21 protein-coding genes are annotated in these 21,906 nt (G+C 39.7%); 12 read left to right on the top strand and 9 right to left on the bottom strand.

Features of this window, described 5'->3' with window-relative positions:
* Positions 1-594: 594 nt before the first annotated feature.
* From A33Q_RS21810 to A33Q_RS07805, 7 genes are all read right to left on the bottom strand, one after another.
* Complete coding sequence (locus tag A33Q_RS21810) at positions 595-765, bottom strand: Arc family DNA-binding protein (protein WP_009035972.1); 171 nt, start codon at positions 763-765, stop codon at positions 595-597.
* The gene (locus A33Q_RS07780; RefSeq protein WP_009035971.1) at positions 755-1,237 is read right to left on the bottom strand and encodes a hypothetical protein; all 483 of its coding nucleotides are present in this window, start codon (positions 1,235-1,237) and stop codon (positions 755-757) included. The genes A33Q_RS21810 and A33Q_RS07780 overlap by 11 nt, the downstream gene beginning before the upstream one ends.
* A 2-nt stretch (positions 1,238-1,239) precedes the next feature.
* A complete protein-coding gene (locus A33Q_RS07785) occupies positions 1,240-1,731 on the bottom strand; it encodes a hypothetical protein (protein WP_009035970.1) in 492 nt (163 codons plus the stop codon).
* Between the two features lie 6 nt (positions 1,732-1,737).
* Complete coding sequence (locus A33Q_RS07790) at positions 1,738-2,586, bottom strand: SPFH domain-containing protein (protein ID WP_009035969.1); 849 nt, start codon at positions 2,584-2,586, stop codon at positions 1,738-1,740.
* 242 nt (positions 2,587-2,828) lie between these two features.
* Positions 2,829-4,130, bottom strand: a complete 1,302-nt coding sequence (locus A33Q_RS07795; RefSeq protein ID WP_009035968.1) for a M23 family metallopeptidase — start codon at positions 4,128-4,130, stop codon at positions 2,829-2,831.
* A 257-nt stretch (positions 4,131-4,387) separates the two neighbouring features.
* A complete protein-coding gene (gene fabG, locus A33Q_RS07800) occupies positions 4,388-5,134 on the bottom strand; it encodes a 3-oxoacyl-[acyl-carrier-protein] reductase (RefSeq protein ID WP_009035967.1) in 747 nt (248 codons plus the stop codon).
* A gap of 113 nt (positions 5,135-5,247) precedes the next feature.
* Entirely contained in the window at positions 5,248-5,646 is a 399-nt protein-coding gene (locus A33Q_RS07805; protein WP_235062781.1) for a GxxExxY protein, read from the bottom strand.
* Between the two features lie 178 nt (positions 5,647-5,824).
* On the opposite strand from A33Q_RS07805, the gene lpdA reads away from it, so the two are divergent.
* The 9 genes from lpdA to A33Q_RS07850 all read left to right on the top strand — a co-directional run bounded on the left by lpdA (position 5,825) and on the right by A33Q_RS07850 (position 14,531).
* Complete coding sequence (lpdA, locus tag A33Q_RS07810) at positions 5,825-7,225, top strand: dihydrolipoyl dehydrogenase (protein WP_009035965.1); 1,401 nt, start codon at positions 5,825-5,827, stop codon at positions 7,223-7,225.
* Between the two features lie 97 nt (positions 7,226-7,322).
* A complete protein-coding gene (locus tag A33Q_RS07815; RefSeq protein ID WP_009035964.1) occupies positions 7,323-7,856 on the top strand; it encodes an RNA polymerase sigma factor in 534 nt (177 codons plus the stop codon).
* Complete coding sequence (locus A33Q_RS07820) at positions 7,856-8,686, top strand: anti-sigma factor (protein ID WP_009035963.1); 831 nt, start codon at positions 7,856-7,858, stop codon at positions 8,684-8,686. Before A33Q_RS07815 ends, A33Q_RS07820 begins: the two co-directional genes overlap by 1 nt.
* Before the next feature lie 331 nt (positions 8,687-9,017).
* Positions 9,018-9,209, top strand: a complete 192-nt coding sequence (locus A33Q_RS21960; protein ID WP_152527393.1) for a hypothetical protein — start codon at positions 9,018-9,020, stop codon at positions 9,207-9,209.
* A gap of 82 nt (positions 9,210-9,291) precedes the next feature.
* Positions 9,292-10,449, top strand: a complete 1,158-nt coding sequence (locus tag A33Q_RS07825) for a DUF4221 family protein (protein WP_009035962.1) — start codon at positions 9,292-9,294, stop codon at positions 10,447-10,449.
* 387 nt (positions 10,450-10,836) lie between these two features.
* A complete protein-coding gene (locus A33Q_RS07835) occupies positions 10,837-11,856 on the top strand; it encodes a hypothetical protein (RefSeq protein WP_009035960.1) in 1,020 nt (339 codons plus the stop codon).
* 77 nt (positions 11,857-11,933) lie between these two features.
* On the top strand, positions 11,934-12,392 hold the full coding sequence (locus A33Q_RS07840) for a DUF2721 domain-containing protein (protein WP_009035959.1): 459 nt from the start codon (positions 11,934-11,936) through the stop codon (positions 12,390-12,392).
* Positions 12,382-13,308, top strand: coding sequence for a glycerophosphodiester phosphodiesterase family protein (locus tag A33Q_RS07845; RefSeq protein WP_040490245.1), 927 nt, complete (start codon positions 12,382-12,384; stop codon positions 13,306-13,308). Before A33Q_RS07840 ends, A33Q_RS07845 begins: the two co-directional genes overlap by 11 nt.
* 206 nt (positions 13,309-13,514) lie before the next feature.
* Positions 13,515-14,531, top strand: coding sequence for a threonine aldolase family protein (locus A33Q_RS07850; protein WP_040490243.1), 1,017 nt, complete (start codon positions 13,515-13,517; stop codon positions 14,529-14,531).
* 655 nt (positions 14,532-15,186) lie between these two features.
* On the opposite strand, the gene A33Q_RS21815 is transcribed toward A33Q_RS07850, so the two are convergent.
* Positions 15,187-15,288, bottom strand: coding sequence for a type II toxin-antitoxin system YoeB family toxin (locus tag A33Q_RS21815; RefSeq protein WP_084328474.1), 102 nt, complete (start codon positions 15,286-15,288; stop codon positions 15,187-15,189).
* A 295-nt stretch (positions 15,289-15,583) separates the two neighbouring features.
* On the opposite strand from A33Q_RS21815, the gene A33Q_RS07855 reads away from it, so the two are divergent.
* The gene (locus A33Q_RS07855) at positions 15,584-16,846 is read left to right on the top strand and encodes a replication-associated recombination protein A (protein ID WP_009035956.1); all 1,263 of its coding nucleotides are present in this window, start codon (positions 15,584-15,586) and stop codon (positions 16,844-16,846) included.
* Positions 16,847-17,133: 287 nt separating this feature from the next.
* Here A33Q_RS07855 and A33Q_RS07860 read toward each other — a convergent pair whose 3' ends face one another.
* Positions 17,134-17,328 (bottom strand): Uma2 family endonuclease, encoded by a 195-nt coding sequence (locus A33Q_RS07860; RefSeq protein WP_009035955.1) that lies wholly within the window; start codon positions 17,326-17,328, stop codon positions 17,134-17,136.
* Positions 17,329-17,600: 272 nt separating this feature from the next.
* On the opposite strand from A33Q_RS07860, the gene A33Q_RS07865 reads away from it, so the two are divergent.
* Together A33Q_RS07865 and A33Q_RS07870 are read left to right on the top strand one after the other, a co-directional pair.
* Positions 17,601-18,674: an efflux RND transporter periplasmic adaptor subunit gene (locus A33Q_RS07865; protein ID WP_016254918.1), complete on the top strand. Its 1,074-nt coding sequence runs from the start codon at positions 17,601-17,603 to the stop codon at positions 18,672-18,674.
* Positions 18,675-18,678: 4 nt separating this feature from the next.
* A complete protein-coding gene (locus tag A33Q_RS07870; RefSeq protein ID WP_009035953.1) occupies positions 18,679-21,711 on the top strand; it encodes an efflux RND transporter permease subunit in 3,033 nt (1,010 codons plus the stop codon).
* Positions 21,712-21,906 lie beyond the last annotated feature (195 nt).

Consider the following 21,906-nt stretch of genomic DNA (forward strand, 5'->3'; position numbering starts at 1 on the left):
CGCGCGATATAAATGGATATATGCCTAAAGGCGATATATAGGGGCGTGGATGAAAAAGAGATTGTTCCATAAAACTTATTTTTTTCACGGGATTATGCTGAAGAAAGTAAGTAAAGCCTAAAAAAGGCGAGTAGCCCTGCTGCGCCGATGGTACTGGTTCATCGGGGCGCACGGGTGAGGAGAGCCTGTCCCGTATCGGGATCGCCGCCACATTATTATAATTCTCAGGCGCAACCCTGAGGTTTTTTTGTTTTAGGAGGGTCGGAGATAAGAACCGAGAAGAGAGGAAAAAAAAGAAAAAAAATCTTGTCACTAGAATAGGGAAAGCAAGAAGTGGATTTACTGCTTTTGGTAAAATGTGCCGAATATATTAGCAGAGTTTTAAAAAGGAGTTTATCTGTTGATTTATGATGTTCAAATCCAATGGCTTAGTGTCTTGGTGTGAATTTCGGGCCTGATTTTCTTGGGAAAGATAATTTGCTTTTTTTAAAAAAAATAAATATTAATATAATCTTAAGACTTATAGTGAGAGCCTCAAACTTTAAGATTTTTAATCCCTTTTTAAGCATGTACCGGATCTCTACCCCTCGAACCTTAGTTTTTCTCTTCATTCTTCTTCTCAAGCCTCCCCGCTTTTTTCAGAGCCTCATGAATGATCCATTCGATCTGCCCATTGGTGCTGCGGAATTCATCAGCAGCCCATTTTTCTACGGCTTTCATCATTTTTTCGTCAAGACGAAGGGCAAATGGTTTTTTAGCGGGCATTGTACGCTGATTTTAATTCTTCAAACTGTTTGATAGCTTTTTGCATTTCTTCCGGTTTTTGGGTTCCGATCAGAAATTTTTTATCCTTCAAGCTAACTATCAGGCCCTGATTTCCAGCTACATTATATCCCCACATGGAAAAGTTGTACCGGATTCCCCAACCTCCAAAATTGAATATAGAGTTGTACTTAATGAGCTCTAGTTTTTCTATTTCAGATAATTTATAGGTTCTTTTTCTGATTAAAGGGAAGAAACTGAAGGTAAGGGTGGAATTGTCAATACGTGTCTTTAGTTGCATTTTGGCCAACAGCAAAATGACCAAGGCAAGAATTATGATGGGGATGGCCATTTCCCAGTCTTTTATTGGTTGGCTAAACAATCCAAAAAATATGATGCCAGAGGCTACCAGTACAATTCCCCAAATCCACGGTTGCTTAAATTGCTGTGTTTCTTTGAATACGTAGTTGCCCATAATTAGCTGTCAATTGAGGTTTGGACTTTCCATTCACTAAGCAGTTCTTCTGCAAGTACCGGGTCTTTTAGGCTAAAGGCATATTTTCTTTTTGAAGTTTGGATCTCCAAAATATGGTCTGCCATGAAAATATATGCCCTGAACTTTCTTCCCATCCGAAGACCTATTCCACCATACTCAAACATACCATCGGTCTTTTTAATTTTTGCTTCAAGGATTTGATCAGCGCTGAATTTTTTCCAGCCATTTAGAAAAGGCCGATTTCGAAATGCCAAACCATACCTGTCCAATCTCAATTCGAGTTTGATATTCATGATTAACATAAAACCGGCTGTCATGATAACTGCAATAACAGCAACTGCAATCGGCCCATCTTCTCCCAGGTGACCGGTTTGCCAAAGGACCAACATTAGGATCAGGGTTGGCATTTCCAGCATCAGGATGGCATACATCAGCCAGGTGCCTCTGAAAGTATGTGTTTCATTGACTACCATATAGATTTATTGATTGAGGGTACCCACATTCAGTACCGGACTCGCGGAGCGATCTGAGCAAAGTACCACCATCAGGTTGCTTACCATAGCGGCTTTCTTTTCCTCTTCAAAATCAATGATACCCTTAAGTTTGAGGTCTTCCAAGGCCATTTCCACCATACCGACAGCGCCGTCGACGATTTTTCTTCTGGCTGCCACGATCGCTGTAGCCTGTTGTCTTTGAAGCATGGCTGAGGCGATTTCTGAAGCATAAGCCAAATGTGAAATTCTGGCCTCAATTACTTTTATTCCCGCATGTCTGAGTCGGTCTATGATTTCCTCTTCAAGGGAGTGATTGACTTCCTCTACCCCCGATCTAAGGGTGATCTCCGCATCTTCAGCCTCAAAATCATCATAAGGGTACTTTCCCGCCATTTTTCTAACAGCTGCATCAGTCTGTAAATGCACGAAATTTTCATAATCATTGACATCAAATGTAGCCTTGAAGGTGTCCTCTACCTGCCAGACCACAATGGTGCCTACCATGACCGGATTGCCGATTTTGTCATTGACTTTCAGAGGCTTGTTTTCAAAGTTCCTGACTCTCAGAGAAATTTTAGTTTTGGTCATAAAAGGGTTGACCCAAAAGAAACCATTGGCTTTGACGGTGCCTTTGTAGGCTCCAAAGAGAATCAGAACCATAGCCTTGTTGGGCTGAAGGGTGAAAAATCCCGGAAGTACTAAAATAAACAGTACGGTAAGTACTATGCCTAGCCAAGTAATGTCATTGGCAAACGAGAAAATTATGGCCGGAATCAAGGCTATCGCCACAGAAACCATCAAATAGCCTGAAATGGGTTTTACAAGTTTTTCCATATTGTAATGATATTAAAATGATATCATTGTAATATACTTTATTGAGTTTAAAAAAGTTGTTCTTTTGGAGAATTATTTTTTAGCATCCGATGGATTTTATTTGAATAAACCTAATGGGGAATCTATCACGGAGGATGAATACGAGTTTTACAAGATTGATTTGTCTAAGGTGAAAAATAGAAATTAGAGAGGTTTTAGAGGGCTTTTTTCTTTATGTGTAGACCCTCATTTTGATTTAGATTTTAAAAAGTCCAATAAAGCTTTCCCAATTCAGTTCTTAATAACTTCGCATCCTTAAATTTCCCGATAACTTCAAGGTCACTTTCCACGATTGTAGAAGCCTCAAAAAAATTTCTTTCATTATAATCCTCGCTCACCATTAGTCCTTGGGTTTCCCTTAATTTTTGGACAGGGGATAGGTTATGTGTGATCAGATTTTCAAAAACATATCCTTGACTGCCATCAGGTAGCCTAACCCTGAACCAATCGTTGTGTTTTCCTTCCAGCAGCAAAACTTCGTTTTGGGAAAGTTTGCCAGAAATGGCTGCATTGGTATTCGGGAACTGCCTTATATTGGCTGTACCAACGTTTACCCGAGCAATTCGGCCTAGATAGGTTGAATCAGAAACGGTATGGGAAGCCTGCATAGAGGCAGTTTCAAAAAAAGGATATGGATCTACTGCCCCCCTTCTGTAAATCCCAAAATGTAGATGAGGAGGAGTGGTAATGGCATTTCCCGTATTTCCAACTGTTCCAAGTGTATCTCCCGTTTTCACGGCTTGACCCATTCGGACCAGTTGGGTGTCTAGATGGGCATAATAGTAAGAATAAACATCATGGCTGACACTTACGGTTTTTCCTCCAAGGTTATTGACTCCTACGCGGCTCACCCTGCCCGGACTGACAGATACTACCGGTGTTCCTCTCGGTGCGAATACATCTACCCCTTCATGCTTTCGTCTTCCACCGTCTCTGGGATCCCCAAAAAAAGAGGCAATGGAACGATGATTTTTACCCTCTACTGGAAAGGCCAGGGAAGGGTTTTGGAGAATTCTGACCTCGACAATTCCTCCCCGAAAGAGTTCTGGCTGTATCCTCAGACCCATTCGGCCTGAGTTTTTGACCCTCTTTTCGATCCTATTGGTGTCTTTGGCAAATTTCAGATGCTTGCGTTCTGAATTTTCTATTTCATACAAGTCAAGAAAAAATTTTGCGTCAGGTTGAGACACAGGGTTGATTTCAGCCGTGATCAATTGTCCCTCCTGAGTGTCAAATTCAAAGTAAACAGCCTGTGGTCTGGATTTCTCAAACTGGGTGATTTCTTGGTAAGGCAAATTGATCGTAATAGGTTTGGAAATCGCTTCCTTCTCTGCTGCAATCCAATCCCTCACCATGGCGGAATTTTCAAACTCAGTAGATTGTAAAAAGTTTCTATATTGCTCATAAGGATTGCTTGGGCCAACAATCCTCTGGATATTAGTCCCATTACAAGCTAATAGAGCCCATCCTAAAAAACCAATTATGCCTATTGTTCTGATGTTCATACAGGTACATTAGGCAAATACCGTGCACTTAGGCAAACCTTTTGGGTTTTTGATACCCCAAAGATTCTTTTAAAATATCAAACCTTCGAGGTCTTTAAGACCTCAAAGGTTTTTAAGGGTTGGGTTTTCAAGTGTTTATAACTTCTCTAATCTTCAATCTAAATTTCGAATTTCGAATATCGAACTCCGAATAATGATGTAATGCTCCCCCTAAATCTAAAATCTTAAATCTAAAATCTTAAATCTAAATCCCTATATCAAGTAAGCATTGCTCCATCCACCTGGATCACCTGGCCAGAGATATAAGAACTCATATCTGAACCTAAGAACACACAGGTATTGGCAACTTCTTCGGGCTGTCCGCCACGCTTCATAGGGATGGCATCTCTCCAGCCCTGAACTGTTTTTTCATCCAATACTCCAGTCATCTCAGTTTCGATAAAACCAGGTGCTACTGCGTTACATCGGATATTTCTTGAACCCAATTCCAAAGCAACAGATTTGGTAAAGCCAATGATTCCGGATTTGGATGCGGCATAGTTGGCCTGACCGGCATTTCCCTTGATTCCTACCACAGAAGTGATGTTGATAATGGATCCAGCTTTGGCCTTCATCATGGTACGTGTAGCGGCTTTCACTGTGTTGAAGCAGGATTTGAGGTTGATCCCAATCACTTCATCCCAGGCTTCTTCTGTCATTCTCATGAGGAGATTATCGCGGGTGATACCTGCATTGTTGATCAGAATGTCCAAGGCACCGAATTCAGAAACTACGGCATTGACCAGCTCTTCGGCAGCTTTGAAATCAGATGCATCTGAGCGAAAACCCTTTGCTTTGATGCCGAAAGCAGCAAGTTCCTGCTCCAGAGCCTGTCCTTTTTCTACACTTGAAAGGTAAGTGAAGGCTACATTGGCTCCTTCCTGTGCATATTTGATAGCAATGGCTCTTCCTATTCCTTTAGATGCTCCCGTGATCAGAGCTGTTTTTCCGCTTAATAATCCCATGTTGTATTATTTTGGTTGGTGTTTGTTAAAGTGTCAAAAATAAATATTTTTCACGCAAAGACGCGAAGAAGCAAAGATTAATAAATTAAAGATGGGCAGTACCTAAGTAAAGTTTACTCATCCTCTAACCCATTTGCAATCCTTTTAAAACCATATTTGATCAGTTTTTCATTGAAATTAATTAATAGTCCCAGTTTGATATCAGTAAGTTTTAAATAGGTGTTTACCTGCTTAAAATGGTTGGGATGGAGTGTTTCCACAGCTTTGATTTCTATTAAAACTTTGTCTTCAACAATTAAATCAGCTTTAAAGCCTTGCTCAAAGATAAGATCGTCCCAATAGACTTTGATTTCCTTCTGCCGGACTACATGAAGTCCTTTTTTCACAAGTTCATGAGCTAAAATATTCTCATAAACAATTTCATAAAGACCAGGACCGAGGGTGTAATGTATGTGATAGGCAGAATCAAAAATTTCTTTAGCGATATCATTTTCGGTCATTGATTTCAACATTTTTTAAGCAATTGAGATGACTTTAAGTAATAAGCTAATTTAAATAATTTTTTTTCTTTGCGTCCTTGCGTCTTTGCGAGAACTTTCTTTAAGCCCAAAAGCAATTCCCCTTCAATTTTTTACTCTCCCCAAAAACCTTATTTTTGCATAGCTTATTTGAAAATTAAAACCAAAGAATATGTCTTCGACTAAATATGATGTTATTGTTTTAGGTTCAGGCCCGGGAGGGTACGTTGCAGCCATCCGTGCTTCTCAGCTGGGGCTCAAGACGGCCATAGTGGAAGCGGCTGAGTTAGGCGGGATCTGCCTTAACTGGGGCTGTATCCCGACCAAAGCACTTATCAAAAGTGCCCAGGTTTTTGAATATATCAACCATGCTTCTGATTATGGGATAAAGGTAAAAGATGCCGAAGTTGATTTTGGCGGTATGATCAAAAGAAGCCGAGATGTGGCTGCCGGAATGTCCAAAGGCATTCAGTTTTTGATGAAAAAAAATAAGATCGAAGTAATCACAGGCTGGGGCAAGGTGAAGGCCGGTAAAAAAGTGGAAGTTGAGGACAAAGATGGTAAGAAGACCACTTATGGCGCAGACCATATTATCATCGCTACCGGAGGTAGAGCCCGAGAGCTCCCAGCATTGAAAATTGACAACGAAAAGATAGTCGGTTACAGAAAAGCCATGACTTTGGATAAAAAACCGGAGAAAATGGTAGTGGTAGGTTCAGGAGCCATCGGCGTGGAATTCGCCTATGTGTACAGCTCTATCGGTGTGGAAGTGACCATAGTGGAGTTTATGGACAGAATCGTCCCTAATGAGGATGAAGAAGTTTCCAAGGCTTTGGAAAAGATCTACAAAAAGGCAGGCATGAAGATCATGACCAGTACAGAAGTAACCGCCGTGGATACCAAAGGAAAGGGTTGCAAGGTCACTGTCAAGGATAAAAAAGGAGCAGAGTCCACTATTGATTGTGATATTGTACTTTCTGCTGTTGGGGTAGTTTCCAATGTAGAGAACATCGGTTTGGAGGATGTAGGGATCCTTGTGGATAAAGGCAAAATCAAAGTTGACGAGTATTATAAAACCAACATGCCAGGTTATTATGCCATTGGTGATGTGACTACAGGGCCTGCATTGGCACACGTGGCTTCTGCGGAGGGTATAATTTGTGTAGAAAAAATAGCAGGCCATCACCCTGAGCCATTGGATTACAACAATATTCCGGGATGTACTTATTGTGTGCCTGAAATTTCTTCCGTTGGTTATACTGAAGCCAAGGCCAAAGAGGCTGGATATGAAATTAAAGTGGGCAAGTTTCCTTTCTCAGCTTCCGGAAAAGCATCAGCTGCCGGGGCTAAAGATGGTTTTGTTAAATTGATCTTTGATGCCAAATATGGAGAATTGTTAGGTGCTCACATGATAGGTGCAAATGTGACTGAAATGATTGCTGAGATTGTAGCTATCCGTAAGCTGGAAACTACAGGTATGGAATTGGTAAAAACAGTTCACCCGCACCCAACCATGTCCGAAGCAGTGATGGAAGCAGCCGCCGCAGCATATGATGAAGTAATTCACTTATAATTCTAAAAATTTATTTATATTCGAAACACAAGGTTAAACAATTGACCTTGTGTTTTTCTTTTTATAGGAAATTTTGGTTTCCGTAAAAAACGATACATTGGAAGAAAAAGAGCTTGTTTCAGGACTTCGTGCAAAGGACAGAAAGACCGTGGAGTATTTATATGAAAAATACTCACGTGCACTTTTTACGGTGATCGGTAGGATAATTACTGATCCGGATATCGCGGAAGAGGTATTTCATGATTCCTTTATCAAAATCACCCGCAGGATAGACAGTTATGATGAATCCAAAGGGCGATTATATACCTGGATGGCCAACATTTGCCGTAATGCAGCCATTGATAAGACCAGGTCTAAAGAATTTTCACAGGGCAGTAAGACCAATACCATAGATGATTTCGTATATGGATTGGAAAGCAAATCTGGTACCGCCGAATTGGTTGATGGGATTGGTGTTAAAGAACTTCTTCTCAATTTAAACACGGAGCAAAGGTTTGTGGTAGAATGCATCTATTTCAAAGGTTACACCCACTCTGAAATAGCTGAAGAATTTGACATTCCTCTGGGAACAGTCAAATCAAGGATCCGTGCAGCCCTTAATTTATTGAAAAAGAATTTAGAAAAAATCTAGTGGATATTAAAGCATACATATCGACAGGAAAGCTGGAACTCTTTGTGTTAGGAGAGTTGAGCGAACGGGAAAGGGAGGAGGTTATCCGATTGGCCAATGAATATCCTGAAATCCGTGCCGAACTAGATCAGATTGAAGAAACATTCTTCGAATTTGATGATAAGACAGGAAAAGCTCCTTCAGCCAAAGTGAAGACCAAAATCTTTGATTCTCTTGAAAATGACTTTGCAGCAGCTGAAAAGCCTACTGCAAGTCTTAGGTCTGAAGCCAAGCCGGCGGCTAAGGAAGTGGCCATGACACCTTGGAAATCTTACTTTGTGGCAGCTTGTGTCACTACAGTCATAGCTTCTATAGCTGCCGTTTTCTTTGCCATACAGTATAAAGATGTAGACAACAGGTTCACTGCTTTGCTGCAGGAGCAATCTGTGCTTGCTGAGGAATTGGATAGGTACAAGGTGAACTATGAGCAGGTGGATACACAGTTGGAAACGCTGCTTGCGGGAAATTTTGAGCGAATTCCTATGAAAGGAGAACCTTTTGAAATTCAAAAAGATGCCAGAATAGATGTGTGGTGGGATCAGGATGCTGCATCAGTATTCATTTCCGTGAATAGACTGGCTGATTTGGATGAAAATCAGGATTATCAGTTATGGGCAATCGGTGACGATGGTCCTGTGGGCATAGGTTTGATTAATGCTGAAAGGAAATATAGCCTTCAGCAAATGCAAGCAGTAGCAGCAGCAGGTGCTTTTGCCGTGACCATTGAGCCAAAAGGCGGTTCGGAAAGCCCTACCTTGGAGAATCTGGTGGTGATAGGGAATGTGGGTTAATCTTAAAAATCAAACTGTTCACCTGTAGTTAAAAATGTATAATGAATGATAATTGATTCCTAGTGATCTTCAATTGTTATTTCTCATTCAATTATGACAGCCAATTTTAAAAGGAATAATTATAAACCATATTTTTCCTGTTAAAAGAAATCCAATTCCTTAAAAAAGGTTTTGGATTTCTTTTTATGTGTTAAGTTTTAGTTAAATTTTAAAATTTAGCTTGACAGCTATTCTTTTTTTTTTACTTTTCTAATGTTCTTTTTACCGGTAATTTTTGAACAGGCTTAATATCCCTGCCTGCATATTGCGATGGGAGCTAAAATAAAAGTTTATGAAAAATAAAATTGTTATTATGATAGCAGTTGTATTTATGTGGATAAATATGACAACAGCTAATGCGATTTGTTATGATTCTAATGGAAATATTGCTATAATCCATGGACAAGTATTTTCTGGGGATAATTTTGATGGCTCTTGTTCAGATTGTAATTGGAATTGTGCAAGACCAATTTCTCAGTGGTAAAAGGTGCTGGTTCCTTGATTGAAAGGGACCAGCTTTTCTTATCAATCCACAAAAGATCTTTTTGTAAGAGTATTATTTACCAATGAAAAGAAAATATTTTATAAATATTTATATAGCTTTATTTTTAATTTCTTGTGATATTAAAAATAAAAACTCTTTAGAATACGATTATTTAAAATTTTTATATGATTCTGTAGGGGTAAATTTAGATGACTCAACATCTAATGAATTTATGCGGACTCAATATTTAAAATCAGGTGAAAAAGAGTTTTTATATCATTATAATCAGTTTAAAAATAAAATAGAAAAATTTGACCTTGAGACTGGTTTGCTGGTAAAAACAATTGGTTATCCAAATGATGAACCTTATGTAATTAAACTGGTTCAGGGGATTTCTGTGGTAAACGAAGATTCTATCTTTTTATATCCATCATTAGGGATCAGAGGTACAATCTTAATAAATGATAATGGTGAATTAATTCAAAGGTACCTTCCGGATAAGACCAAGGATTTAGAGGCTTCTTTAGTTAATCATATTTCTTTTGGTGCTCAGAGAACATTAATTTTTGGTGATAAAATTTATTTTATTCATTATCCTCTTTTTGAAATGAGCAATCCTTCAAATATTAATAGTGATTTTAAATTTGAAGTCATTTATGACACAAAATCAAATAAAGTAGAATATTTGGATGAGTCATCTTTTCCAATTTTTTATCACAATAAAATATGGCCTTCTAATCACTTACAAGTGTCTAGGGAAGTAAATTGCGGTAAATGGATTTATTCTTGGAATATGGAAGACAGTATATTAGTAATTGACAAGGAAAATGAAAATTCAACTTATACTAATGCAAAAAGCAAGTTTAAAAATAAGGAATTTGAACCTTTTAGAATGATGCCCAATAATGATCAAAAAATCCAATTTACTTTAACTAATTTAAAATACTATGGTATTTATTATGATCAATATAGAAAATTATACTATAGGACTGTTCAACTTCCCGGGTCATATCAAAAAAGAGCGGATGCAAAATTATTGGATGCTAGCAGAGATTTTTCAATTATTATCTTAGATGATAGTTTTAATATTATAGATGAAGTATTATTCAAAGGCGGGATTTATAACATTTACAGATTATTTGTTGGAGAAAAGGGCGTTTATTTACCTTTGAATAATCCTAACTACAAAGGTCAAAAAGAGGATATTTTACATTATCATATTTTTAATTTTTCAAGATGAAATATGTTTTATTCATATGTTTTCTGAGTATATACTTCTTTGTCTCTTGCCAAAGTGAATCTTCAAAATTCCAAAAATACACAAAAGAATTAGAAATAGTATTTGATAGACCTGCATTGGTTATAAATTTAGATAGTTGCTCTTCATGTTATTCAGTTTTTTTTCAATCTGTCAAGAAATTTGAATTAAAGAACTATATAATTGTCGTAATAGCTAAAGAAAGTAAAAAGGCGAACTTATTATCAAATTCGAAAAATGCTAACGTATTCCATGATGTAAAGAACTTAGCCTTTAATTACCAAATCCTTGAGTCTTTACCAAGAATTTATTTAACAGATGGTACCGTAATAGAAGTGATTAGTCCCGAAATAATAGATAGGTTTATTGATGAAGATTAAATTATTCTTAATAATTATTTTTCCGTTCTTTTTTTTTCAAGCATGTCTTCAAAAAATTTTAGATGAAAAAGAAACGGAGATACAGTTTTATTTAGATAATAAGGAAACTATTTGGGATATTGCTTATCATCAAGAGGCCTTTTACCTCCTTACTAATAAGCATAATTTTTACGTTTTTAAAAGTAATGGAGAAAACAAATCCAAAAAGAATATCCTATATGTTGATTTAAACTCTGATGGCACTGTGAATTACTATCCTAAAAACATGATCCGCTCATTTCATATATGGAAAGATAAGGTTTATTTTTTAGGACATAACCCTGGAAATATATTAGTCACAGACTTAAAAGGAGTTGAAGTGGATATGTTAATTCCTGAATATAACTCTGGTGTTTTTCACGATTTGGTTTGGGCCAAGGAAAGCCAGATTATTGTTAACGTATACCACCCTGGTCTCAATCCAAACTATTTTGAATTATATTTGATTTCTTTAGAAAGTGGGAAATCAAAGAAAATTTTTGAATATGATATAGGTGAAAATGCGGCATATATAAAAATTGGTTTATACAATGATTCAAACTATTATATCATTCATCCCAACATAGACAGAGCATTAGTTTGGAAACCGTTCCTTGGGATTACGGACTCTGTATTTTTGCCTGATTCCAATATCCGTTACCAAGGAAAACTGGATGATGTAGGCTCAGACTTATCAAACTGGAAAAACAAAGATAAATATAAGAAAAATAGAACTTTCCCAGATGAGTTTGTTGGAAATTCTTATAAGAATGAGAAATTTTATTTATTAAGTAAAATACTTCAAAGGGATTCGGTCAATAGGTATTCAGATTCTTTTTTAATGAATTTTGGAAATGAACATTTTAAAAAAGAATTTTTTTTGAAGGATCATGTCTTCGTAAAAACTTTGGGGGATAATGATTTTTATTTAGGTGTTTTGAAAAGGGGAGAATATCAATATTTGGTCAAAAGGTTTTTTCCAAAAGAATAGTTTAAATTTGATATAGTCTAATTGGCTCCGCTAAATTATGTTTAGTTAGATTTGGTGAAATTCTAATATTTATTCAAATGGAACTCCAACTCTCCACGCCAGCATTGCTTTTTTCAGCCATCACCTTGATGATGTTGGCATTTACCAATAGGTTTTTGGCTACGGCCAATCTGATCAGGGGATTGCACAAAAAGTACCTGGAAAATCCCGATGAAAAAATCATTATAGGACAGATACACAACCTCAAAAGGCGACTCAGCATGATCAAATACATGCAGCTCTGCGGCGTGCTGAGTTTTTTGCTTTGTGTCATCTGTATGTACTTGATTTTTATTGAAGCCCAGCAAGCTGCCAATTATGTATTTATAGGGAGCATGTTCACACTTTTGGTTTCATTGGCCATTTCTTTTGTAGAAATTATGGTCTCCAATAAAGCACTGAACCTTGAAATACAGGACATGGAAGACCTTTTTCAGTCCAGGTCAGCGGGGCTTGATTTCTGGTTCAAAAAAGATAAGAATGTTGATGAAAAATAGATTTTTACTGCTTATAATTTTATTTGGCGCTCTCGCCTTTATTTCCTGTAAGAAGCAGTTTGAAGATTTCTATAAAATTCAGGTAAATAGTCTTTCCGAAATGGAAGACTTTTATACCTGGTCTCCAGACAGAATTCCCATGGTCTCCGCCCATAGAGGAGGTCCTTATCCTGGTTTTCCGGAAAACTGTATAGAGACTTTTGAAAATACCTTGAGGCATACAGCTTCCATTCTTGAGTTTGATGTGGCACTGACCAAAGACTCTGTGAAGGTGCTGATGCACGACAATACCTTAGACAGGACGACAAATGGCTCTGGCAAAGTGATTGACAAAACCTATGAAGAAATCAAAGCTTTGAGGCTTAAGGATAACGAAGGTAAGCTGACAGATTTCACTATTCCTACGCTGGAAGAAGTCTTGGAATGGGGCAGAGGGAAGACGCTTTTTACAGTGGATGTCAAGCGTGAAGTGCCTTTCGAAATGGTCGTGGATGAGATCAAGAAAGCGCAGGCAGAGCCTTATGCCGCAGTGATTACCTATAGCGCAGAAGCGGCTAAGGAAGTGCATGCCCTTCACCCTGACTTGATGTTGTCTGTGACGATCAGAAATGAAGAGGAATTACAAAGATTTGAAGATTCAGGCATTCCAGTAGAAAAATGGATTGCTTTTACTGGTACCTCTGAAAGACCACAGGAATTCAATCAAATGCTTCACGAAAGAGGGGTTTTTACCATTCTTGGTGTCTTGGGCAACTTAGACCGTAGTGCCATTGCCCGGGGTGATCATATTTATAAGGAATTTGTAAAAAACGGTGCCGATATCTTGGCTACTGACAGACCGATAGAGGCTGCGGAGGCGATAAAGGACTTAATACCAGAGAAAACTTCGAAAATGAAATATTGGAAATACGATTGAAATAATATAGAAATATGGTAGATATACGATAGAAATACAATAGAAATAATATTTAGTTTAAAGGGTGATGCGGTACTTATAAAAACGTATGATGCTTGATATTATATCGCCGAAGGCATATTTCAATTTATTTCACGCAGTGTATTTCAGTTATAAATTATATTTCACAAAGTATATTTCCACTGTATTTTCTTAACTAATGTTGTATGATAATTGATTTAAGAAGCGATACCCTAACTAAGCCCACCCCAGGCATGCTTCAAGCCATGTGGGCTGCGGAAATTGGGGATGATGTGTTTGGGGAGGATCCCACGGTGAATGCACTGGAACAAAAGCTGGCGGACATGTTTGGTATGGAGGCTGGCTTGTTTTGCCCATCTGGTACCATGACCAATCAGATTGCCATCCGCTTGCATACTGGGTTGCAGACGGAGGTGATTTGCCATAAATATTCACATATCTACCTCTACGAGGGTGGCGGCATCATGTCCAATTCCCATGCTTCGGTTAAGTTGCTTGATGGTCCTTACGGCAAAATAAGTCCTCAGGATATTCTAGATGCCATCAATCCAGATGATGTGCATGCACCTGAGACGACATTGGTTTCTCTGGAGAATACCATGAACAAAGGTGGGGGAAGTATCTACACACTGGATGAAATCAAGCCCATCAAAGCGATCTGTGAACAGTATGGCTTAAAGTTGCATTTGGATGGTGCCAGACTTTTCAATGCTTTGGTAGAATCTGGTGAAAGTCCCAAAGAATGGGGAGCTATGTTTGATACGATTTCTATTTGTTTGAGCAAGGGATTGGGTTGTCCGGTAGGTTCTGTGCTTTTGGGAACCAAAGCAGATATCAAGCGCGCAAGAAAAGTTAGAAAAGCTTTTGGCGGAGGCATGCGTCAGGCTGGGTTTTTGGCTGCTGCGGCCATCTATGCCTTGGATCATCATGTGGAGCGGCTGAAAGAAGACCATGCAAGAGCAAGAAAACTCGGTGAAATGCTGGAACAACATCCTCTAGTAGCTGAAGTCTTTCCGGTAATGACCAATATTGTGATAGCCAGGCTATCAGGAATTACCCCGGCAGAGATGCTGTCAAAATTAGAGGCGCAGGGAATCAAAGCCGTCAAGTTTGGCAAAGATCAGATTCGTTTTGTGACGCATTTGGATTTCGATGATGAGATGATGGGGGTTTTTGGGGAGAGGTTAGAGGATATTTCATAGATACTTACTTCGTGATATTAGGTGGATATTAATTGGATATATGCTTCGCGAAATATACTTCGTGAAATAAGGTTGAAATATTGGGTTGATATTTATTTCATGATATTGATGGATAACTTGTCCCGGTTTATCGGGGTATACTTCGTGAAATAAGGTGGAAATATGCCTTCGGCGAAATATGGTTGAGATATTGGGTGACCTTTGGGGTTTTAAAATCCCCGAAGGTCTTAAATGTTAGCTGTTTTTTCAGTTTGAAATACTGTTGAAACCGAAGCTTTAGCGGAGGTCTTGAGAGCTTTAGCGATTCGGGATATGCTTTCAGCGAAATAATGGGGTGAAATTAGGTGGATATTTATGGACATTTGAATTCAAAGTATGGTTAGAATAATTTTACGTTGTAATTTCTCCAAGTCATTTTATCGTCAAGGATGGTAAATTACTTTCCAAATTTATCGGAGCCCCATTGGTTCCGCACACGTCAGCATTAGATCTTTTTCAGGAGGAATTGGAGAAAGCAATCCTAGGTACCTTATAATTCATTCTCTTTGGACCTTGCCATGAAGTTTATAAAACTTATTTTTACAGCGTAAAAAGATTTACTTTTTGAACGTAAGATATTTTACTTTGATAAAATAAATACCTTCTGCATATCTACTCAGTAATGGTATCTGCACTGGAGTATATAAATGGAATCATTGTCTGTTCTGTAGACCAGTCTGTGTTCGAGGTTGATTCTCCTTGACCACCAACCGGAAATTTCTTTATTTGATTAATTGTTTTTTGTTATTGTAGAGTTCCAAATGTAATTAATAGTCAATTACCATCAATATCCTTTTTTGAGTACACACTGCTTTGCTAGAAATATCAATTTATCAATTTCATCGGTTCCTATCTACCAATATCAATAAGTATCCAATATCAATCAGTATCGGAACTAAGCTAAATCGGTTTTTTTGTTATTGCTTTAGTTCCGAATATCCAATATCCATCAATATCTTTCTAATTTTGTACTCTAGGAAAGAATCCGTTTCAAGCCAATATCAGCATCATCAATGAACAATACCCCTCTAGCAGAAAGAATGCGTCCGTCAAAGTTGGAAGAACTGATTGGGCAGGAGCACCTTTCGGCACCCACTTCATTTTTGCACCGGGCCATCAAAAGCGGCAGTGTACCTTCTCTGATACTCTGGGGGCCTCCAGGGGTAGGGAAGACCACCATTGCCAATATCATAGCCAATGAAATCAAAGCTCCTTTTTATACCTTGAGCGCCATCAGTTCGGGTGTGAAAGATATCCGTGAAGTGATCGAAAAGGCAAAATTCCAGATGGGTGTGGTACTTTTTATTGATGAAATCCACCGCTTCAATAAGTCCCAACAAGATGCACTTCTTGGAGCAGTGGAAAAGGGAATCATCCGCCTGATCGGAGCTACTACGGAAAACCCATCTTTTGAAGTCAATGCAGCCTTACTTTCCCGCTGTCAGGTCTTTACCCTCAATCCACTGGGAAGGACTGAACTGGAAGCCATGCTGCATCAAGCCATGGAAAAGGATGTATTGATTAAAAAGAAGCATATAGAGCTGAAAGAAACAGAGGCTCTATTGCGGCTGTCAGGAGGTGATGGACGGAAATTGTTGAACCTGTTTGAAATTGTGATCAATGGATTGGAGGAAGATCCCTGTGTGATCACCAATGAAAAAGTCACCAAGATCGCCCAGCAAAAGGTGGTCTTGTACGACAAGTCAGGTGAGCAACATTATGACATCATTTCTGCTTTTATCAAATCCATCCGGGGATCTGATCCCAATGCGGCTGTGTATTGGCTGGCCAGGATGATCGAAGGAGGGGAAGATGTGAAGTTTATTGCACGACGCTTGGTCATCCTTGCGTCTGAAGACATTGGCAACGCCAATCCAAATGCTTTGCTGCTCGCCACAAACTGCTTTGAAGCAGTCAAAATCATAGGCTATCCGGAGGCCAGAATCATCCTCTCTCAATGTGTCACTTACCTGGCAAGTTGCCCAAAGAGCAACGCTTCCTACATGGCAATCAACAAGGCCCAGGCATTGGTGAGGGAGAAAGGGGATCTTCCCGTTCCGCTTCACTTGCGCAATGCGCCCACCAAGCTGATGAAAGACCTGAATTATGGCAAGGAGTATAAGTACTCGCATGATTATGAGGGGAACTTTGTCAATCAGGAATACTTGCCCGATGAGCTCAAAAATCTTAAACTTTATGAGCCTGGTAGCAATGCCCGCGAAAATGAACTGAGAAAATACCTGAATTCCAGGTGGAAGGGTAAGTATGGGTATTAGGATTTATGGATATACGAAACTTTACCAGTAACATTAAAAAATCCGAATTATCTAAATCCGATCCGCCGCTAAGGACAAGTTATTTGTGGATATTGACCATTAGCAACCGAATAAGCCAATGAATTGATTTACTGGCAAAGAAGCGTATAATCAGATTAGGGTTTTATCAAAATCCTTTATGATATTCTAATTTTTAGATATTTGATATTAAAAGATATTGGCTTAAAGCAATTCTTAACTCTTAAAAATTGCACAAACGGTTAAGATGCGAATGACAATATCTAATTTTAGGTGTCTTTAAAAAACTCGTCCAAATCCAGTTCAAAACCGGAAAGCACGGAAGACTTGGCTAAGTCACCTTCGGTCATCCATCGCGAGGCGGAATATTTCCCTTGTGTCAAGGTGTAGATCAAAACAGTTTTCCCTTCCGGATCCACGATCCAATATTCTTTTACACCTGATTTAGACTCCTCTTTTTCCATAGTTAAATTTACGAAAAATTGTTTTTAATAATCGAGCAGGTTTTTAGGTAGTGGCCTAATACCTATTGCATAAATCTGAATTCATCCACCTTCTCAATTTTCTGTTTGAGATCAGCAATGTTGATACCCGCTTGAATGCCATTGTCTCGGATCATTTTCTTATCCTTCAGGTTTTGAAGTTAAAAAATATTGATCCTTCCATTACTTTTTACATAAATCTTTTGAATTTTCTAATTACTTAGTTTATTTAAAGGTCTGTAAAACTTATGCCTATGCGTTTCTATTTTTCATCACTTTGTTGCCTTTATATTTTGTTCATACTCTCCTGTTCGGAAGACAAGGCAGAATCAAATGAGCAACCTATGGATAATTTCAGAAGCGAGGTGGAGGCCACACCTGTGCGGGTGGCTCTGTCCGAAAAAAAGACTTTTGATTACCTGATCAATGCCTCAGGGAAAATTGAAGCATTGGACCAGCTCAAGGTGATTTTTGAGAGGTCCGGCTACCTGACTGAGTTGAATGTCAAGGAAGGGGACTATGTGGAAAAAGGTAAAATCCTGGCCAAGTTGGATCAGACAGAAAGTCTTTTCAAACTGGAAAAGGCCAAGATCAACCTGAAAAATGCCGAAGCTACCTACCAATCAGAGATTCTCAGCTTTGACGGGATATTTACTTCCGGAGATTCTGCCAGAATTATACCCGTAAGGGATCAATTGATGGCCAAAAGCGGTCTTTTTACAGCACAGCTTGAACTCAAAGAAGCAGAACTGGATTTGGAAAAAAGCATTATCAAAGCACCTACTTCCGGCAGGGTGGCCGATCTTCAGGTCAAAACCGGAAGCTTGGTCAATGCAGGGGATGAACTGATGGAGATCATCAATCCCTCCCAATTGGAATTGAAGGTCAAGGTGCTGGAATCGGACATCCACATGGTATCGATCGGGCAGGGAGCCGAGATCATTCCGGTAGGTTCTGGAGGAACCCAGCTTTCCGGTAAAGTCAGAAGCATCAATCCCAAAGTGGATGAAAACGGACTGGTATTGGTAGGGATTCAGGTGACTGAAAGTAAAGGTTTGCTGCCGGGGATGAATGCCAGGGCCATCATCAAAGCACCTCAAAGTAACAGTATAGTGGTACCCAAGCAAGCAGTAGTGTCCAGGTCTGGCAGGCCTGTGGTCTTCACCGTGGTCAATGGCAATGAATCCAAATGGAATTATGTTGAACCGGGAAAGGACAATGGCCGTGAGGTGGAGATTCTGGAAGGTTTGGAAGCAGGGGAAACCGTCATTGTTACAAATAACCTTCAGCTTGCCCATGAGGCACCTGTAAAGCCGGTAAAAGACTAAGATTATGGTTAGATTTTTATTGGCGAGGCCCATAGCGGTATTGATGACATTTTTGGCCTTAATGGTCTTTTCAGTCATCGTATTCAGGACTTTGCCTATTTCCCTTTTGCCTCCTATAGATGTCCCCCAGATTCTGGTCAAGGTCAATTACCCCAATGCATCACCCGAGGCCATTGAGCAGAATGTGCTTTCTCCAATTAGGGAAGGGCTGATGACTTTGGGTGGACTTGAAGATATGGACAGCAAAGCAGGTTCAGAAGTGGGGACTATCAGGCTGACGTTTGATTATGGTACCAGAATGGAACTGGCCTACATTGAGGTCAATGAGAAAATTGACCGCTTGACCAATTCCTTGCCATCTGACCTCAGCCGTCCTCAAGTCATCCGAATCAATACCAATGATATTCCTGTCGTAAGGGTGCAGGTTGTGCCCAAGGATGGATTTGATTTTACAGAAGTCAGTCTGCTTACCGAAAATGTCCTCAAAAAGCGTTTGGAACAGCTTGAAGGGGTCTCTTTGGTAGATATCAATGGGAAAAAAGAACGGATGATCACTGTCAGCCCCAAAATTGCAATTCTAAGGGGGCTTGGCATGACTGAGGAGAATGTCATCAATGCCATCAAATACGGCAATGAAGAATTACCGGGCATTTCCGTCGAAGATGGACAGTTCAGGTATTATTTAAGATTGGCTACCCGGGTGGACAGTCCCGAGGACATTATGAAGCTTCCCGTGACTTCTTCAGAAGGTGTTACGGTAGATTTGAGTACTGTGGCGACGGTACAGTATGAGACAAGCGAACCTTTAGGTTACCACCTTTTCGGTGAGAATGAAGGGCTGGTTATTACCGTACACAAGCAGGCTGCTGCCAAAATGAATGAACTGTTGCCCAAAATCTATGAGGCAATTGAAATCTTCAGGACTGATTATCCGCAAGTGGCATTCGATGTGACCCAAGACCAGTCGGTATTGCTCAATGCAGGCATCAGCAACCTGCAGACCAGTTTGCTGTTCGGAGGTTTATTTGCTTTCGGGGTATTATTTGTCTTTATGGGCAATTACAAAACACCCATCATCATTGGGCTCTCTTTGCCCTCTTCCCTGATTATCAGTTTTCTGGTTTTCTATTTTTTCGATATTTCCATCAATGTGATTTCACTTTCCGGCCTGGCTTTAGGTTTGGGGATGTTGATAGACAATTCCATCATTGTATTGGATAACATTACCAGAAAAAGAAAAGAAGGATTGCCCTTGTTTGAAGCCTGTGTAGAGGGCGTCAATGAAGTGATGTCGGCACTGATCAGTTCCGTATTGACTACTTTGGCGGTATTTGTCCCGCTGGTCTTTCTATCCGGAATTTCCGGTGCTTTATTCTTTGACCAAGCGGTAGCTGTGGCTTCCATCTTGGGAGTTTCCCTTTTGGTGGCTTTTATTTTTCTGCCTATGCTGTACAGATTTTTCTTCCGAAAGCAGCCCGAAGGTCAGGAGATACAAGAGGATTCAAAATTGTTTGTAAGGATATTGGCAGGATATAAACGTCTTTATATTAAGATTTTTGCGAAAAGGAAACTCAGTTTTGCCCTATTTGTGATATTGATCCCGGCAGGATTGGCTTTGTCCTTATTTTTGGAAACCAGGGGTTTGCCTCCTATTGAAAAAACAGACGCAGTATTGACCGTCAATTGGAATGAGCCTATCGGGGTTGCCCAAAATAGGGACAGGGTACTTTCTTTATTGGAGGCCTTACGGGGTGATTTTGTAAAGGCTGAAAGTGATATTGGGGTCAGGCAGTTTCTGTTGTTTGATGGAGAAAGCTCCTTGCAGGAGGCTACGCTTTATTTTCTTTTTGAAAACCAAAATCAAAAAGAGCAGCAAATGCCCCATTTGGACAATTTGATTCAGGAAAACTTCCCCAATGCTGTAGTGCAAATTGAAGATGCCCCGAATGCTTTTGACCAGCTTTTTGCATCTAACATGCCATACTATGAAGTCAGGTGGAAGGACCTGGGCAGCAAAAAGCCAATTGATGAGTCGATCATGGATGTCTGGTTGGGTGAATTTCCTGTCCGGCAATTTTCCAGAGGGCCAGGTTTGCAGAAGGAAGCTTCTGTAGTTTTCAGACTCAACGCTGCTGAAATGGCTACCTATGGAGTGAATCCAAATGACCTGCAGGAAAAAGTGAAACGGATTTTTGGGGTATATGGGATAACCGATATCAAGAGATTTGGTGAAATCACGCCCATCAAGCTCAAAGCGGAAAAAAGAGATTTTGAGGACTTGCTCCGCAACTCCTATATCAAAGGTACAGAGGGACAAGAATATGCTTTGAACAATTTTATCCGTTTTGAATACGAAAACCATTACAAATTTGTCACTGCGGATAAGGGAGGGGTTTTCCAATCTGTGTATTTGGAGGAAAATGAACCTACTGCCCACAATCAGGAAATCCTGAATTGGGGAAATGAAAGAAATCTGGGGATATCATTTGTGGGGCAGTATTTCAAGGACAGGGAGACCATCAGTGAACTGTTGGGGATCCTGTTGGTAGCGGTTTTATTGCTGTACTTTATTCTGGCAGCCCAGTTTGAGAGTTTTGTGCAGCCTTTGGTGGTAATCTTTACCTTGCCCTTAGGGATTGCGGGAGCATTTACAGTCTTGTTGCTGACAGGGACCTCTTTGAATGTGATGTCTGCCATAGGCTTGGTGGTGATGTTGGGGATTATGGTCAATGATGCCATTTTGAAAATTGACACCATCAACAGGCTTAGGATAAAGTATGCAGCAAATAATTCTCCGGGAGAAGCCTTGGAGAAGGCCATGTACGAGGCAGGTGAGATTAGGTTGAAACCAATCCTGATGACATCGGTGACCACCATATTGGCTTTGCTGCCTGTGGTTTTCAGTTCAGGATTAGGAGCAGATCTTCAGCGGCCTTTGGTATTTTCCGTGATCGGCGGCCTGACAATAGGAACCTTTACAGCCATGTACTTTGTGCCATTGGCGTATTGGGCTTTGGCTAGGGGAAAGAAAGGATGAGAAATGAAGGATGAAGGATGAGGGATGACGAGTGGTGTGTCGTCACCCTGAGTTATTAAAATTGAAATTTACAGAAAGGAAATGACAGTTGGTGTACGTCATCCTGATCCGGAGCTTGCGGAGGTGAAGCATCTCATGGATACAAGTTTGGGATTCTTCGCTGCGCTAAGAATGACGGTTACTCTTATCTGTTAA

This window comes from Indibacter alkaliphilus LW1, from assembly GCF_000295935.2.
Classification (GTDB): domain Bacteria; phylum Bacteroidota; class Bacteroidia; order Cytophagales; family Cyclobacteriaceae; genus Indibacter; species Indibacter alkaliphilus.

What these genes read in the sequence shown, in the direction of transcription:
- fabG (WP_009035967.1), bottom strand. Translation starts at nt 5,134, where the DNA reads ATGGGATTATTAAGCGGAAAAACAGCTCTGATCACGGGAGCATCTAAA.
- A33Q_RS07870 (WP_009035953.1), top strand. Translation starts at nt 18,679, where the DNA reads ATGGTTAGATTTTTATTGGCGAGGCCCATAGCGGTATTGATGACATTT.
- A33Q_RS07780 (WP_009035971.1), bottom strand. Translation starts at nt 1,237, where the DNA reads ATGGGCAACTACGTATTCAAAGAAACACAGCAATTTAAGCAACCGTGG.
- A33Q_RS07790 (WP_009035969.1), bottom strand. Translation starts at nt 2,586, where the DNA reads ATGGAAAAACTTGTAAAACCCATTTCAGGCTATTTGATGGTTTCTGTG.
- lpdA (WP_009035965.1), top strand. Translation starts at nt 5,825, where the DNA reads ATGTCTTCGACTAAATATGATGTTATTGTTTTAGGTTCAGGCCCGGGA.
- A33Q_RS07785 (WP_009035970.1), bottom strand. Translation starts at nt 1,731, where the DNA reads ATGGTAGTCAATGAAACACATACTTTCAGAGGCACCTGGCTGATGTAT.
- A33Q_RS07865 (WP_016254918.1), top strand. Translation starts at nt 17,601, where the DNA reads ATGCGTTTCTATTTTTCATCACTTTGTTGCCTTTATATTTTGTTCATA.
- A33Q_RS07845 (WP_040490245.1), top strand. Translation starts at nt 12,382, where the DNA reads ATGAAAAATAGATTTTTACTGCTTATAATTTTATTTGGCGCTCTCGCC.
- A33Q_RS07840 (WP_009035959.1), top strand. Translation starts at nt 11,934, where the DNA reads ATGGAACTCCAACTCTCCACGCCAGCATTGCTTTTTTCAGCCATCACC.
- A33Q_RS07825 (WP_009035962.1), top strand. Translation starts at nt 9,292, where the DNA reads ATGAAAAGAAAATATTTTATAAATATTTATATAGCTTTATTTTTAATT.
- A33Q_RS07850 (WP_040490243.1), top strand. Translation starts at nt 13,515, where the DNA reads ATGATAATTGATTTAAGAAGCGATACCCTAACTAAGCCCACCCCAGGC.
- A33Q_RS07795 (WP_009035968.1), bottom strand. Translation starts at nt 4,130, where the DNA reads ATGAACATCAGAACAATAGGCATAATTGGTTTTTTAGGATGGGCTCTA.
- A33Q_RS07860 (WP_009035955.1), bottom strand. Translation starts at nt 17,328, where the DNA reads ATGGAAAAAGAGGAGTCTAAATCAGGTGTAAAAGAATATTGGATCGTG.
- A33Q_RS07805 (WP_235062781.1), bottom strand. Translation starts at nt 5,646, where the DNA reads ATGTTGAAATCAATGACCGAAAATGATATCGCTAAAGAAATTTTTGAT.
- A33Q_RS07835 (WP_009035960.1), top strand. Translation starts at nt 10,837, where the DNA reads ATGAAGATTAAATTATTCTTAATAATTATTTTTCCGTTCTTTTTTTTT.
- A33Q_RS21810 (WP_009035972.1), bottom strand. Translation starts at nt 765, where the DNA reads ATGCCCGCTAAAAAACCATTTGCCCTTCGTCTTGACGAAAAAATGATG.
- A33Q_RS07855 (WP_009035956.1), top strand. Translation starts at nt 15,584, where the DNA reads ATGAACAATACCCCTCTAGCAGAAAGAATGCGTCCGTCAAAGTTGGAA.
- A33Q_RS21960 (WP_152527393.1), top strand. Translation starts at nt 9,018, where the DNA reads ATGAAAAATAAAATTGTTATTATGATAGCAGTTGTATTTATGTGGATA.